The following is a 13,544-nucleotide window of genomic DNA, read 5'->3' on the forward strand; positions in this document are numbered from 1 at the left end:
CCAATTTTTATAATCTCTTAAAATTTTATATATTAGATTTCTTTCATAATTCACTTTTTACTCAGCTCAAAATTATAGATTCCCACAATTAAATTAAATCTTAATCCTAGTCTTTTGCCAGGGTTGCGATATCGCTCGGCAAGGATTTTGAAGGTTTTCAAAGTTCCAAATACCTGTTCAATCCCAATTCTTCTTTTATTGATTTCTTGGTTATAAAGTTTTAGCTCGAGATCTGGTTTTTAGTGCTTTTTTGCTTTTAATGGCCATAAACTATTTGGATACAATGTATAAATCCCTTGATAGCCTTTATTTGCAAGAGGCTTTGTTGCACAAACCTACCACTGAAAGCTTCTTGGGGAATATAATTTCTAAATGAAGAGGTCTGCACCCAAGATCTATCGTACAACCAGTTGATCTACCTACAATAAAGCCTTGCTCAGTCAAGGAAATACATCAATTTGGTTTGATTCAGCCATCCAATGGTCGCTCGATTGACTCAACAACTGCCGATGCAAAACTTGGATGAAAATGTACTAGCCCAACAACTTCATTCCACCAATCAAGAGCAGTTGATTGCCTATAAAGTGTCTTTATTTGGCTCTGACGTCAGTGTCGTTCAGCATGTGGTAGCAAAAACCCGAGGTGCACCGAAAGATTTAAGCCACCAAGTAGTTGGCTTTAGTACAAAGCAACAAGGTGAGGCTCAGTTATGTGTTACGTCGTGAGGATATTCAAGTGGTGGTAGCAGAGCGGATGTTCCTACGTGGATAATTGCTCAAAAAGATTTTATAATCGGTATTAATACCAATAATTTTGTCTTTATTGCTATGTATAGACTTAATCGTTTTGATTATTCGTCGAGAGCTTAAAGCCTTAGATGAAGTTTCAACCTTTTAAGTCAGCCAAATTTATCAGTGAATGATGCTACTCACTATTTAAAAACCTTAGATGCCAAAGTAATGCCTTCCAAGGTACAGTCCTTTGCTCAAAACTCTAAGCACTTAATACATAAACTGCATCAAAATCCGGAAAATGAAAAAGTATTTAGTTCATACGCCGCCCATGAATTGCGTAGTCCTTTAACCGCGATCAAAACTCATATTCAGCTTGCACAACTGATGGCAGAACAACAGGCAAGCTCGCCCAAATTGCAACAGAGCTTGCAGCAGGTACACCTTGGTATCCGCCGATGTACCCAGCTACTGGAACAGCTTCTAGCACTTTCATCTACCGATCAAGTACTGAGTGATATCTAGTACAGTATTGAAATTCCACGGCTCCTGACTCAGGTGATTGCCGATTTACAGTCGCTTTATCCGGAAATTGAACCCAGTTTAACAATTGACTGACCGAGCCTGACCCGAGTTGCCCTACCCGATTTTGAACTAGATACCGTCTTTAAAAACCTACTTAACAATGCTCTATTGCATGCACAGGCAAACACCATTTCAATTGCTATGCTGCATGTGTGCTGATCATTCATAATGATAATCAAAGGTTGAAGATATGCATAATTGGGACAGCGTTTCTGGCATAAATCTCCCTAGCAAAATGGGCATGGGCTAGACTTATATTTGATGAAAATGGTGTTAAACAAATATGGCTATCAGATTCAATTTACAGTGGCGCAACCTCAATATTTAAGCATTCACATCAGCCTCGCTGCAAGCGGATCACTTACTTATGAGAAGACAGGGCTAAATTTAAAGCTGGAATATCAACCCATGTCGTATCAGCAAAATCACGCTGCAAATACTGTTTTAAATAAGCAATGGTATCTTCAGCGATCAAGGGATCTTTGGAGTTATCTGCATGATTAAAAGCAATGGCATATAATTGAACCCCGCGGAGTTTTAACAACTCAAGACTCAGTAAGGTATGATTAATACTGCCTAAACGCCCTGAAGTGACGAGAATCACCGGATAATTATGTGTCTGAATATAATCAATAGTCAGGAACTCTTCGGTTAAGGGCACCATCAGACCACCGGCACCTTCCAGCAAAATACAGTCGTAGGCCGCAGCCAGCTGTTCGGTAGCCTGATGAATCTGTTCAAAGTTAATGGCTCGCCCATCCAGTCGCGCAGCAAGATGCGGTGAAGCCGGATACGTAAAAATTTCCGGCATGGTCAGTTTTTGCTGGTCTTCCGGTAACAGTCCACAACCCATAATTGCACGATGCTGTTCGATATCTTCTGATATATCGACATTTCCGGTCTGGATCAGCTTTTGGGTTATGGTACGAATGCCCTGCTCATTCCAATTTTTGGCCAGAAAACCAGTAGTAAAGGTTTTACCAATTGCGGTATCAATGCCGCTGACAAAATAAATCTGTGCGCTCATGCTGTCTTCCGTGCAATGACATAAACCGGATGATAGGTCAGTGCATACTGTTTGCTTTCAGGGTCTTGGAATTGTTGATAGCCGGTATAAAAATCCTGTAAGGACGATTTTGTCCACCGAAACCCCTGTGCCGTCGCCTGTACACCAGTGGCTTTGATATGCTGTAACACCTGTTTCGGATGCTCAAAATGCAAGGTCATCTGTTCTTCTGTCTGCAGCAGAATGTCAAAGCCTAAGGATTCAAGCAGTTCACAGACCTCCGCTAAAGGCAGATAATCCAAGCCTTGTCCGGTCAGTGCCTTAATTTCCTTTAAATTATTGTCCGTATAACTGGCAAAACACAGATGCCCAGAGGGATTTAAGGCCTGCGCAATGTTGAGCAACAATGCTTTTAAATCCGAGATCCATTGCAATGCAGAACACGACAGCACCATGTCCAGAGACTGCGGCAGTGGCAAGGTTTCAATATTACCAATCCCCCACAAAAGCCGATCATCTTCCGGGAAATGCTGCTTCACTTCGGCATATAGATCATTTAAAAATAAATGATCAAAGCTGTAATACTGCATAAAAAGCCGGGTAAAAAACCCTGAACCGCAGCCAATTTCCAATACCCGTTGCAAATGTGGTTGTGCTACATGCTGCTGCATGAACTGCATCAACTCTGCCGCTACGGCACTTTGTACCAGCGCATGCTGCTCATAACTGAGATTTGCCTGAGCAAAACGCTGGGCAATCTGTTTGCTGTTCATCGCGGCAAATTCCTCAGCACCTGCAGACATGCGTCCAGCTCATCCGCAGAAATGTTCTGATTCAGGCAGATTCTGAGTCTGGAGGTGTTGGCAGGAACCGTTGGCGGACGTACTGGTAGCACATAAAATCCCTGCTGTTGCATAATTTCAGCCGCCTGAATGGTGCGTTTTGCCTCACCAATCAGTACCGGCACAATTTGCGAGGTTGACGGACAGTGATATCCCAAGTCTTGAATGCCCTGCTGACAGCGTACAGCCAATGCTGCCAAATGTACTCGTCCCGCCTGAAGCTGCTGTACCTTCTGAAAAATAAATCTAGTCCAGGCCATACATAGTGGCGGCTGGGCGGTACTAAAAATTAAAGGTCGCATGCTATTAATCAGATAGTCACGAATCACTGGCGCACAGACCAGATAACCACCAACTGAAGCCAAAGCCTTGCCAAAGGTACCGACCAGGAAATCAATCTGGTCCAATACTTGATACTGTTCTGCGCAGCCCAATCCACGTTCACCGCGCACACCAATTGCATGTGCCTCATCGACATAGAGCATGACTTTTGCAAACTGCTGTTTTAATGCCACCAAAGCAGCTAAATTTGTTTCATCCCCATCCATACTGAAAATTGATTCAGTTACCACAATGATGCGCTGGATAGATTCATCTGACTGATATTTTTCTAAAAACTGAGTCAAATGCTGCAGGTCATTATGGCGGTAACGCACATAGCCAGCTTTAGATAAACGAATCCCGTCGATAATACTGGCATGTACCAGTTTGTCAGCAATGATCATGGTTTTAGCATTACTGAGCGCAGGAAGAATCCCGATATTCATGTGATAACCACTATTAAACAGCAGTACTGAACGTCCAAAAGCCTGTGACATCTGTGCTTCAAGTTGTTCAAAATTGGGAAAGTTTCCCGTCAGTAAACGTGAAGAGCTTGAACTCATATGTCGCTCAGACATGGGCGTGAGGTCAAAAAATTCCTCACGTAGCGTTAAGTTGGATGCCAGACCTAAATAGTCGTTGGATGCCAAATTCAGCATCTCTTGACCATTGAGTTGCAATCGTGGCTGGCTAGAAATATTGGACTTAAACTGGCGATATTGCCCTTGCTGTTTCAAGTCATCTAGCTGCTGCTGGAAATGCTCAAGATGGTTCATGCTACTGCCTCTATCTGCTGAATCATCTCCCGCATATGCTTTAATAAAGTTTCAAGTTGCTGTGTTGAAATTACATATGGCGGCATGACATAGACCAGACGGCCAAAAGGACGAATCCAGACGCCACGGCATACACATTCAGCCTGAAAACGCGCCAAATCAATAGTTTGATGTAGCTCAACCACGCCAATTGCGCCGAGGACACGCACATCTTTGACTTGTGCCAAGGATTTTAAATCCAGTAAATATTGTCCTAGTGTACTTTCAATCTGTTGAATACGCGTCTGCCAGTCTTGAGCCAGTAACAGCTGGGTACTTTTCAATGCGACCGCGCAGGCCAACGGATTAGCCATAAAAGTTGGGCCATGCATAAACACACCCGCTTCACCACTTGAAATCGTCTCTGCTACATGGCGAGTGGTTAAGGTCGCTGACAGGGTCATATAACCACCAGTCAATGCCTTACCGATACACATAATGTCTGGTGTGACCTGAGCGTGTTCATAAGCAAATAGTTTTCCAGTGCGGCCAAAACCGGTGGCAATTTCATCTAAAATCAGCAGTACATCGTACTTTTCACACAACAACTTAGCTTGCTTTAAATATTCTGGATGATAGAAATGCATCCCCCCTGCACCTTGCACAATCGGCTCGATGATCATGGCAGCAATCTGCTGATGCTGCAGTGCCAGTATGCGCTCAAGTGGCTGTATATCTTCGGGTTGCCATGCCCCATCAAAACGGCTTTGAGGTGCCGGAACAAATAAACGGTTCGGCAAACTCGAACCAAAAATTTGATGCATACCAGTTACAGGATCACAAACCGACATGGCATTCCAGGTGTCGCCATGATAGCCAGAGCGTGTGGTAACAAAGTTAGTTTTTTGTGGTTGCTGACGTGCATTCCAATATTGCACAGCCATTTTCAACGCCACCTCAACCGCGACCGAGCCGGAATCGGCAAAGAAAATTTTATCCAGTTCAGGCGCCGTGATCTCGAGTAGCAGTTTAGACACATCAATCGCAGGCTGATGAGTCAAACCACCAAACATGATATGTGACATCGACTCTAATTGTTTTGTTACGGCCTGATTGAGTTCAGAATGATTATAACCGTGAATTGTGCACCACCAGGACGACATGCCATCAATCAGCTCGGTACCATCTTCAAGTTCAATGACTGCACCATGTGCAGCTTTAACTTTGTAACATGGCAAGGGTTGTGTCATGGAGGTATAAGGATGCCAAATATGCTGTTGATCAAAAGCGTCCTGCACAGAATTTACCCCAATTATTAAAACTAAAACTGATCTTAGCGCGTTAAATCTGAAAATGAAACGTCAAGAGCTACCAATCTCTTTTTGCTTAAGCCAGATCGGCTAAAAATTTTAAAATTGGCTCAACGAGTAACTTGGTATCAAAAAGGATGGCATCGTGCGTGCCCTGTATTTTTACCAAATTCAGATTTTGGGTTGTTAAAAACACAGATTCTTGACTAACTTTGTAAGGAACCAACATATCATTCTCGGAAAATATAAATAGCATCTTGACTGAATGATTTTTTAAGATATCCACTAGATTTAATTGCTGCAATAGATAAAGATGCTTAACCTGATAGTTTAAATCAATACTATTTAACTGTTGGTGCAATAATTTTGCACGTTCACGCGCTGCTGCGCCAGCTAAAGTGACCAAGGTACAGAAGCGCTGCATCCCGCGTTTTGGATCAGCCAGTATGGAGGATTTAAATTGTGTATATTGTTCAACTGGCATTGCCTGTGGCCATGCTTCGTTGGCCACGAAACAGGGATTTGACATACAGCAAATCACTGGCTTGGCAATTTTCAGTTGTTGCTGGATTTCATTAGCCAGCAAAAGTGCCAACTGTCCACCCAAAGACCATCCCATCAAGACATCAATAGAACTCGCCTGCCTGACTTTTTCGGCCAAAATACTTTCCACGTTAGGATCAAAAATATCCCATACTTCAACTTGATGCTGCTGCCGTAACTGTTCTACAAACGGGGTTAAGACCGCTGTTCCTAGCCCCCAACCCGTAATCATCAGTATCTTCATTTTGTCTGCTCCAATAAAAAGGGACCAATTCAAGTTGAAATGATCCCTGTTTGTTACACGATTAATTAAGCAGGTTGCATCGCATCTACAGCCAATTCTTTAGCTGTTTTCTTGGCAGCTTCAGCTTTTAAGCCTAATTTAGCAAACAAGACTTTGTCTTTACCTTCACCACTGTTCGGGGCAGTAAGCAATTTATCACCTGAAAATAATGAGTTAGCTCCAGCCATAAATGCCAGTGCCTGATCAGAGTCAGAGAGAGATTCACGACCTGCCGACAAGCGGATATAACTCTTCGGCATAATAATCCGTGCTACCGCAATAGTACGAATCCAGTCAATCACATCCAGTTTTTCAACATCGGCCAGTGGTGTGCCTTCAATAGGAACCAGCATATTTATGGGCACCGAACCCGGGTGAATCGGCATAGTCGCTAGTTCAAATAACAAACCGACTCGGTCTTGTACGCCTTCGCCCAAGCCGACAATACCGCCACTACAGACATTAATTCCGGCATTACGCACATGATCAAGCGTATTTAAGCGGTCATCAAAGCTACGTGTACTGATGACATTGGCATAATATTCACGTGAGGTATCAAGGTTGTGGTTGTAATAATCTAGCCCTGCATCTTTCAGACGTTCCGCCTGTGAGGCATTCAGCATCCCTAGGGTCATACAGGTTTCCATGCCCAGTTTCTTGACTTCCTGCACCAATTCCAGCACATACGGCATATCGCGTTCATGCGGGTTACGCCATGCTGCGCCCATGCAAAAACGGGTCGAACCGGAAGCTTTGGCCTGTTTGGCTTCAGCAATCGCCTTTTGTACTTCTACGCGTTTTTCAATTTCCAGATCAGTATCATAATGTGCAGATTGCGAACAGTATTTACAATCTTCCGGACAACGGCCCGTTTTAATTGAAAGCAGAGTACTGACCTGAACAGTATTCGGTTCAAAGTTTTGGCGATGAATTTGCTGTGCCTGAAACAGTAAATCCATTAAAGGCAAGTCATAAATTTCTTGTATTTCGGCACGTGACCAATCATTACGGATCATCTTGTCTGCATCATCTAAAATTCCATTGAGTAAATCATACGCTGTTTTTTTTATTTTTCTTTAGCGTTTTCTTTCATATTCATTGCCTGCTTAAAATAGCTTTAGTGTATCAAGCTATTTTGAAAGCTTATTTAACTCGAATCCTGCTTAAGCCGATGATTCCTTAATTTGAATTGTTGGCTTATTTCGATGGGTTAATTGATATGCACATAGTGAGGCGTAAATTCCACTCAGAAATCCATGAAGACTACGTGCTTTACTCGTCACTAAATTGTATTGCCCCTTCAATAAGCTGAATAATGTTTCTATTTTATTGCGTTGTCTTAGGTGATATTCATCTGATGCACAAAGTTGAATAGCCTGCATATTCTTTCGATGATAAATAATTAAATCAATACCTTGATGTTTCAATCTAATTTTTAATTCTTGGATGATGTAACCTCGATCCCCGTAAAGTTTTGCTTCTACACCAGCAACCAATTGCTCAACCATTTTTATGTCAGCAACATGTCCATTCGATAAAGCAGAACAACTAATTTCACCAAATTGGTTCATCACGATATGTAATTTACAGCCATAAAACCAGCCCATTGAGCTTCTACCACGTGATGCAATTTGGACTAATGATTTATGATGCTGAATACGTTGATTTTTACAAACTGGCAGAGTTGTTGAATCAATCCATAAATATTGTGTACCTTGGCCTTTCATCAGTGCCACATGTAAAGCGTGTAGAGCTAATTCATGCATATTGATCAGATGAATCATCCTTTGATAGCAAGGCAAGTACTTAAATAAATGGCTTTTATCTTCTTTTAACCAGCTGAAAAAGGCTTTGAAATTATTGAAATGAGAGCATTTGTACCAAATGGCAATAAAGCAGATTTCTGAAATTGTAAGTTGAGCAGTTCTGATTCTTAAGGAACCACGGTTTTGTTTGAGAAACTCCCAATAAGTTGATTCAAATTTAAGAAAAAAATCATCAATTACGCAGAATAATTCGGTACTATTGAACATCAGGACGAGAGTTGTGAGTTTGGTGTGGTAACTCAACTGATGGCTCTAGTCCTCTTATTTTTCAAGTCAATTTCTTATCCGCGATTCGGGTTAATTAAGGATGCATAAGCTTCCTTTTTTATAGACAAATGTACAAGAAACAATACTATAACTTTACACTAGTTCTATCTGCATACCTTTGATTTATACTAGCCGGATAACATCACCGGCTTTAAATCAGTTTAGCGACTTTATGAACTTAAAGAAAAATAAAAGACAGCTTGTCTGGGGTTTAAATCTGCTTGCATCGATGATGTATGGCAGCTTTACTTATGCGCAGAGCATCAGCTTTCATGACGCTGAACGTCAGTTGTTGCAAAACTCTTATAGCAGCCAAGCCTATCAAAGTCTGGAGCAGGCTTCAAAACTTGAAGCTGAAGCAGTGAAAGGTATAGGTCTGCCACGAGTCGACCTGAATGTTCGTGCGTATGCCTTTCATAATGAACTCGATCTGCCTTTGGGTGCATTAAAAAATAATTTAGAGCAATCCTTAACGGATGGTGTCAATAATAGAATTGATGAACTGAACTTAGGGGGTCTGGCTGACCCACTAAAAAATAGTTTAAGACAACCTATTCAAAATGGGGTGGGCTTAATTCCTGATAGTTCGCATGTCGTGCTGGATGATCAGGTGATTCGCCCAACGGTTTCAGTTATGATGCCGCTTTATACCGGTGGACTGACAAGCAGCGCCAAAGAAATCGCCAATATTCAAGTAGGTCGTAGTCAGCTCAGCAACAAACAGCAGCAAGATACGCAGCGTTTTGAACTGATTCAAAGTTATTTCAATGTCCAGCTCCAAAAGCAACTGCATGCAGCAGCACTGTTTAACTTGAATGCCATGCAGCAGCATTATCGCAACGCCTTAAAGATGGAACAGCAAGGTTTTATCAGTAAAGGCCAGCGCATGCAATTTGAAGTGGCACGTAATAATGCCGAACGCAGCCAGCAAAACACACAAGCCAATTTGAATGCTGCGCTGTTCCAGCTGAATAATCTGCTTCAGGAAAGTAGCATCACCGAACTTTCGACGCCTTTATTTGTCAATAAAACCGAGCCACAGGCCTTAAATCATCTGCTAAAAACTTTTAGTCAGAACTCTGCGTTGATTCAAAAAATGCAGCTGGATACCCAATTGGCCCAAGCCAATGTCAAAGCCCAGCAAGCGGCAAAAAAACCGAATGTTTTTGCTTTTGGTGAATATAGTCTGGATCAAAATGAAAACTGGATTGTCGGGATTGCCGCACGCTATAACCTGTTTTCCGGGATCGATAAAAACAAAAATATTCAGGCTGCCGAACTCAAACGCTCTGCCACAGAACTTCTCACTGCACGCACCCAGCAGGAAATTGAAAATCTGATTTATAAATCTTATAGCGAAGCACTCAGTGCACAGCAAAGTGATGCGCTTCTGGCACAAAACTTGAAAGCCGCACAGGAAAATTTACGCATCCAAGAATTGTCTTTTAAAGAAGATACGGGCACCGCCACACAGGTCATCGATGCACAAAATATGCTGAGCGGATTACGAGCTGAAACTGCCTTGAATGCCTACAAATATGTGATGTCACTGGCCACCCTATTACAAAGCCATGGCTCGATTGCAGAATTTCCGAACTACATCCAACATACCAACACCCACTATATTCGCTAATGGAGCCGAACATGAACGAAGATCAAAAACCCAATGATCCTGTGAATGAAGCGGCTTCATCCAGCGATATAGAAAAATCTCCTGCGCAACAGGTAGAAACAAGAACTGGAATAGAAAATAATGCGGCGACTTCGACCGAGCATGAACAAGCTCCTGAAATCTCCAAAAAGAAAAAATATTTATTGCTTGCCCTGATTCCAATTCTACTGGCAGTCATCGCTTTTGGATTGTGGAAAAGCTACCAACCGGCTCCGCTTGAATTGCAGGGTCGTGTAGAAGCTGAAACAGTTCAGGTGGCGACCAAAGTGCCAAGCCGTATTGAAGAAATTTATGTAGAAGAAGGTCAGCGGGTCAAAAAAGGCGATGTGCTGGTGCGCTTAAACAGCCCGGAAATTCAGGCCAAAAAACAGCAAGCCGCAGCGGCTTTACAATCTGCGCTGGCCTTACAATCGACTGCTGAACGTGGCTCGCAAGAAGAAAATATCGCGAGCCTGTATGCCAACTGGCAATCGCTGAAAGCACAGCAAAATTTAGCCAAAGTTTCTTATGAGCGTGGTGCAAATTTATTTAAGGAAGGTGTGATTTCACGCCAGCGCCGTGATGAATTGTATGCAGCCAGTCAATCAGCGGCACAAATGACAGAAGCAGCGTATCAGCAATACGCACGTGCCAAACGTGGCAGCACCTCGCAGCAAAAGAGTTCTGCCGATGCACAAGTAGATATTGCCCAGGCTGCGCTGGATGAAGCCAATGCATTAGAGGCAGAAACCCAATTAGTAGCACCTGTAAACGGAACGGTGTCTAAAACCTATGGCAAAGTCTCGGAGTTGGTAGCCACCGCAGTCCCTGTGGTCAGCCTGATTGAAGACAAGATGTGGGTGAGCCTGAATATTCGTGAAGACCAATATGCCCCATTTCAGAAAATGAGCAGTATTGAAGGTTATATTCCCGCCCTAGATAAAACCGCCACTTTTCAAATTAGACAGATCAGTGCTGAAGGTGAATTTGCCACCATTAAGACCACACGTCAAACCGGCGGTTATGATGTGCGCAGTTTTAAGCTGCATCTTGTGCCCACACCAGTGATTCCTGAACTCAAAGTCGGGATGAGCGTGTTATTTAAACTGAAAGAGACCCGATAATGTGGACGGGTATATGGCGCGAACTGCGCTATCTGCTCCGAGAAAAATGGGATCTGTGTCTGGTCACGCTCGCACCTGCACTGGTGATTATTTTATTCAGCAGCATGTTTGCTCAAGGGAAACCGGATCATTTACCGATTGCGATTATTGATCAAGATCAGAGTGCGCTGAGTCAAAGCATTTATCAGCATGTGGCGCTGAATCATACTCTTAAAATTGCTACGGTGTCGGAACAAACAGCTGAAATTGAGCGCCTGCTAAATCAAAATAAAATTTGGGGTTATATCCATATTCCAAGCGGTGCCGAGCAACGTCTGGTTCGTGCCCGGGATGCTGACATCAGTATTGCCTTTAACCAGAGTTATTTCAGTATCGGGAATACCATCTCCTCTGCCATGCTGGTCAGTACCCTACAAGCACTCGCTGAATTTGGCGGACAGCAATATCTGGGCAACCGGCTGCCTTCTCTCGAAGCACCGTCGCCGCATATCAAAATATCGCCGCTGTATAATCCACAACTGAATTATGAATTCTATCTGGAACCCTATGTCATTCCGGCAATTCTGCATTTACTGCTGTGTTGTTGTGTGGCATTTTCCGTCGGTCAGGAACTGAAGCGACAGACCTTAACAAGCTGGCTCAGCAACTCATCCATCTGGATGGCATTGCTGTCTAAGAACCTGGTCTATGTGGCTATTTTTAGTGTGTGGACCTGGGTCTGGATGTTCTGGCTGATTGAAATTCGCGGCTGGTTTGTTGCCGGCTCGCTCGCCCTGATTCTATCGGCACAATTTCTGCTATATAGCGCCTATGCATTTTTAAGCAGTGCAGTGGTTCTGGCGACCAAAGATTTAAGTAAATCTTTCGGCCTCATTGCGGTCTATGGGGGTTCATCTTTGAGCTTTGCCGGTGTGACCCTACCTTTAAATAATGCGCCCCTATTCACCCAGTTTTGGGCCAATATTATTCCGTTTACGCCCTATGCCAAATTACAAACTGAACAATGGGTGATTGGTAGTCCATTGCATATTTCACTGCAAGCTGGATTAATGCTGCTGGTCTATGCTTTGGTTTATGCTCTGCTGGCTTATCTGTTTCTTAAAAAAATAGCCAAAGGAGCAGTCCAATGAAATCCCTTTGGTTTTACTATCTACAAAGCTTCAAAGATATTGTCAGTCACGGTACGATCTTTACCACGCTGATTCTATCCGTCTTGTTTTACAGCTTTTTTTATCCAACCGCTTATCAGGCACAGCAGGCTGAAGCCTTACCGATTATTATTGTCGATGAAGAACAAAGTAGCTTAAGTACCCGCATTATTGGTCAGGTGGCACAAAGCCCCAATGTGGAAATTGAGGCGATTACCGGCAATTTTGCCGAAGCCAAACAATGGGTGGAGTCACAAAAAGCCGATGGTATTTTGTTACTACCGGACAATTTATCGCAAAGCTTAAGGCATGGTGAAACAGGTGGCATTGGCCTGTATTTAAGTACAGCCAACTTTTTAGTGACCAAACAAATTGGTCTGGGCTTAGCCACATCAGTTGAGCAAACTTTGGCAGATTATGCTGAACGCTTTGGCGAGGTCTCGGATTTTTCACCAGCCCTTTCTGTGCATCAAATTCCTTTATTTAATCCACTGTCCGGCTATGGCAGTTATGTCTTTCCTGCGGTTGCACCCTTAATTATCCACCAAACCATTCTTTTGGGTTTGAGTATGCTGATTTTGGTATATCGGGAAAGAAAAATAGAATTAAACGCAAATGCACTCATGGGAATGGGTTTAGCAGTCTTTACTATTGGCTGTCTGGGATGTTTCTATTTATTCGGTTTTAGCTTCTGGCTATTTGATTATCCACGCGGTGGCAACCTGCTCGGGATGCTGCTGGCTGTTCCGGTTTTTATCTACACGATAATTGGCATGACCTGCCTATTCGCCAGTTTTCTGGATCTGCCGGAACGTGCGGGGCATGTCATTGTATTCACTTCTATTCCACTGTTCTTTTTATCTGGTGCGGCCTGGCCGCATGCTGCCATGCCCACCTGGATGCAAGTCGTTGGCGAAATCCTGCCCTCTACCCAAATTGTGCAGACGTTTATTCAACTCAATCAGATGGGTGTGCCTACAACACTGATCTTGCCTAAACTGCTCTATCTTGGAATGATCGGTAGCTTGTGCTTTTTTTTGGCTTATCGACGTTTAATTTCAAACTGTGGAACTTTCTAGCTAGATGTTTAGTCCCAGATTTTAATGGTGCAACATTCTTAGAGAAATGAAAGGAAGCACTATGGGACAAGTT

14 protein-coding genes are annotated in these 13,544 nt (G+C 43.1%); 6 read left to right on the forward strand and 8 right to left on the reverse strand.

Annotated features, from left to right (window positions below):
• Positions 1 to 50 precede the first annotated feature (50 nt).
• A complete protein-coding gene (locus F893_RS18335; protein WP_370940781.1) occupies positions 51 to 203 on the reverse strand; it encodes a hypothetical protein in 153 nt (50 codons plus the stop codon).
• Positions 204 to 491: 288 nt separating this feature from the next.
• Between F893_RS18335 and F893_RS16145 the strand changes: the two genes are divergently transcribed.
• Together F893_RS16145 and F893_RS16150 are read left to right on the forward strand one after the other, a co-directional pair.
• Positions 492 to 725 carry a hypothetical protein gene (locus F893_RS16145; protein WP_225554309.1) on the forward strand — a complete coding sequence of 78 codons (234 nt, stop codon included), beginning with the start codon at positions 492 to 494 and terminating at the stop codon, positions 723 to 725.
• A gap of 189 nt (positions 726 to 914) precedes the next feature.
• Positions 915 to 1,256 carry a histidine kinase dimerization/phospho-acceptor domain-containing protein gene (locus tag F893_RS16150; RefSeq protein ID WP_004282152.1) on the forward strand — a complete coding sequence of 114 codons (342 nt, stop codon included), beginning with the start codon at positions 915 to 917 and terminating at the stop codon, positions 1,254 to 1,256.
• Between the two features lie 421 nt (positions 1,257 to 1,677).
• Here the strand turns inward: F893_RS16150 and bioD are convergent, their stop codons facing one another.
• The 7 genes from bioD to F893_RS16185 all read right to left on the reverse strand — a co-directional run bounded on the left by bioD (position 1,678) and on the right by F893_RS16185 (position 8,409).
• Positions 1,678 to 2,343, reverse strand: a complete 666-nt coding sequence (gene bioD / locus F893_RS16155; protein WP_004282154.1) for a dethiobiotin synthase — start codon at positions 2,341 to 2,343, stop codon at positions 1,678 to 1,680.
• A complete protein-coding gene (gene bioC, locus F893_RS16160) occupies positions 2,340 to 3,125 on the reverse strand; it encodes a malonyl-ACP O-methyltransferase BioC (RefSeq protein WP_004282156.1) in 786 nt (261 codons plus the stop codon). Before bioC ends, bioD begins: the two co-directional genes overlap by 4 nt.
• Positions 3,092 to 4,261, reverse strand: a complete 1,170-nt coding sequence (locus F893_RS16165) for an 8-amino-7-oxononanoate synthase (protein WP_004282158.1) — start codon at positions 4,259 to 4,261, stop codon at positions 3,092 to 3,094. Before F893_RS16165 ends, bioC begins: the two co-directional genes overlap by 34 nt.
• A complete protein-coding gene (bioA, locus tag F893_RS16170) occupies positions 4,258 to 5,538 on the reverse strand; it encodes an adenosylmethionine--8-amino-7-oxononanoate transaminase (RefSeq protein ID WP_004282160.1) in 1,281 nt (426 codons plus the stop codon). Before bioA ends, F893_RS16165 begins: the two co-directional genes overlap by 4 nt.
• Positions 5,539 to 5,626: 88 nt before the next feature.
• Positions 5,627 to 6,337 (reverse strand): alpha/beta hydrolase family protein, encoded by a 711-nt coding sequence (locus F893_RS16175; RefSeq protein ID WP_004282161.1) that lies wholly within the window; start codon positions 6,335 to 6,337, stop codon positions 5,627 to 5,629.
• Between the two features lie 65 nt (positions 6,338 to 6,402).
• Positions 6,403 to 7,392, reverse strand: coding sequence for a biotin synthase BioB (bioB, locus tag F893_RS16180; RefSeq protein WP_004733127.1), 990 nt, complete (start codon positions 7,390 to 7,392; stop codon positions 6,403 to 6,405).
• Between the two features lie 147 nt (positions 7,393 to 7,539).
• Positions 7,540 to 8,409, reverse strand: a complete 870-nt coding sequence (locus F893_RS16185; RefSeq protein WP_005253557.1) for an IS982 family transposase — start codon at positions 8,407 to 8,409, stop codon at positions 7,540 to 7,542.
• 232 nt (positions 8,410 to 8,641) lie between these two features.
• Between F893_RS16185 and F893_RS16190 the strand changes: the two genes are divergently transcribed.
• From F893_RS16190 to F893_RS16205, 4 genes are read left to right on the forward strand one after another with little or no spacing between them, the layout of a single operon-like run.
• Positions 8,642 to 10,102 carry a TolC family protein gene (locus tag F893_RS16190; protein ID WP_005253558.1) on the forward strand — a complete coding sequence of 487 codons (1,461 nt, stop codon included), beginning with the start codon at positions 8,642 to 8,644 and terminating at the stop codon, positions 10,100 to 10,102.
• Positions 10,103 to 10,113: 11 nt separating this feature from the next.
• Positions 10,114 to 11,244: an HlyD family secretion protein gene (locus tag F893_RS16195; RefSeq protein ID WP_005253559.1), complete on the forward strand. Its 1,131-nt coding sequence runs from the start codon at positions 10,114 to 10,116 to the stop codon at positions 11,242 to 11,244.
• Entirely contained in the window at positions 11,244 to 12,374 is a 1,131-nt protein-coding gene (locus F893_RS16200; RefSeq protein WP_005100756.1) for an ABC transporter permease, read from the forward strand. The genes F893_RS16195 and F893_RS16200 overlap by 1 nt, the downstream gene beginning before the upstream one ends.
• Positions 12,371 to 13,471 carry an ABC transporter permease gene (locus tag F893_RS16205; RefSeq protein ID WP_005253560.1) on the forward strand — a complete coding sequence of 367 codons (1,101 nt, stop codon included), beginning with the start codon at positions 12,371 to 12,373 and terminating at the stop codon, positions 13,469 to 13,471. The genes F893_RS16200 and F893_RS16205 overlap by 4 nt, the downstream gene beginning before the upstream one ends.
• Positions 13,472 to 13,544 lie beyond the last annotated feature (73 nt).

Source organism: Acinetobacter sp. CIP 102136 (assembly GCF_000369685.1).
GTDB lineage: Bacteria > Pseudomonadota > Gammaproteobacteria > Pseudomonadales > Moraxellaceae > Acinetobacter > Acinetobacter fasciculus.

What these genes read in the sequence shown, in the direction of transcription:
- F893_RS16175 (WP_004282161.1), bottom strand. Translation starts at nt 6,337, where the DNA reads ATGAAGATACTGATGATTACGGGTTGGGGGCTAGGAACAGCGGTCTTA.
- bioB (WP_004733127.1), bottom strand. Translation starts at nt 7,392, where the DNA reads ATGATCCGTAATGATTGGTCACGTGCCGAAATACAAGAAATTTATGAC.
- F893_RS16200 (WP_005100756.1), top strand. Translation starts at nt 11,244, where the DNA reads ATGTGGACGGGTATATGGCGCGAACTGCGCTATCTGCTCCGAGAAAAA.
- bioD (WP_004282154.1), bottom strand. Translation starts at nt 2,343, where the DNA reads ATGAGCGCACAGATTTATTTTGTCAGCGGCATTGATACCGCAATTGGT.
- bioC (WP_004282156.1), bottom strand. Translation starts at nt 3,125, where the DNA reads ATGTCTGCAGGTGCTGAGGAATTTGCCGCGATGAACAGCAAACAGATT.
- F893_RS16165 (WP_004282158.1), bottom strand. Translation starts at nt 4,261, where the DNA reads ATGAACCATCTTGAGCATTTCCAGCAGCAGCTAGATGACTTGAAACAG.
- F893_RS16195 (WP_005253559.1), top strand. Translation starts at nt 10,114, where the DNA reads ATGAACGAAGATCAAAAACCCAATGATCCTGTGAATGAAGCGGCTTCA.
- F893_RS16205 (WP_005253560.1), top strand. Translation starts at nt 12,371, where the DNA reads ATGAAATCCCTTTGGTTTTACTATCTACAAAGCTTCAAAGATATTGTC.
- F893_RS16185 (WP_005253557.1), bottom strand. Translation starts at nt 8,409, where the DNA reads ATGTTCAATAGTACCGAATTATTCTGCGTAATTGATGATTTTTTTCTT.
- F893_RS16190 (WP_005253558.1), top strand. Translation starts at nt 8,642, where the DNA reads ATGAACTTAAAGAAAAATAAAAGACAGCTTGTCTGGGGTTTAAATCTG.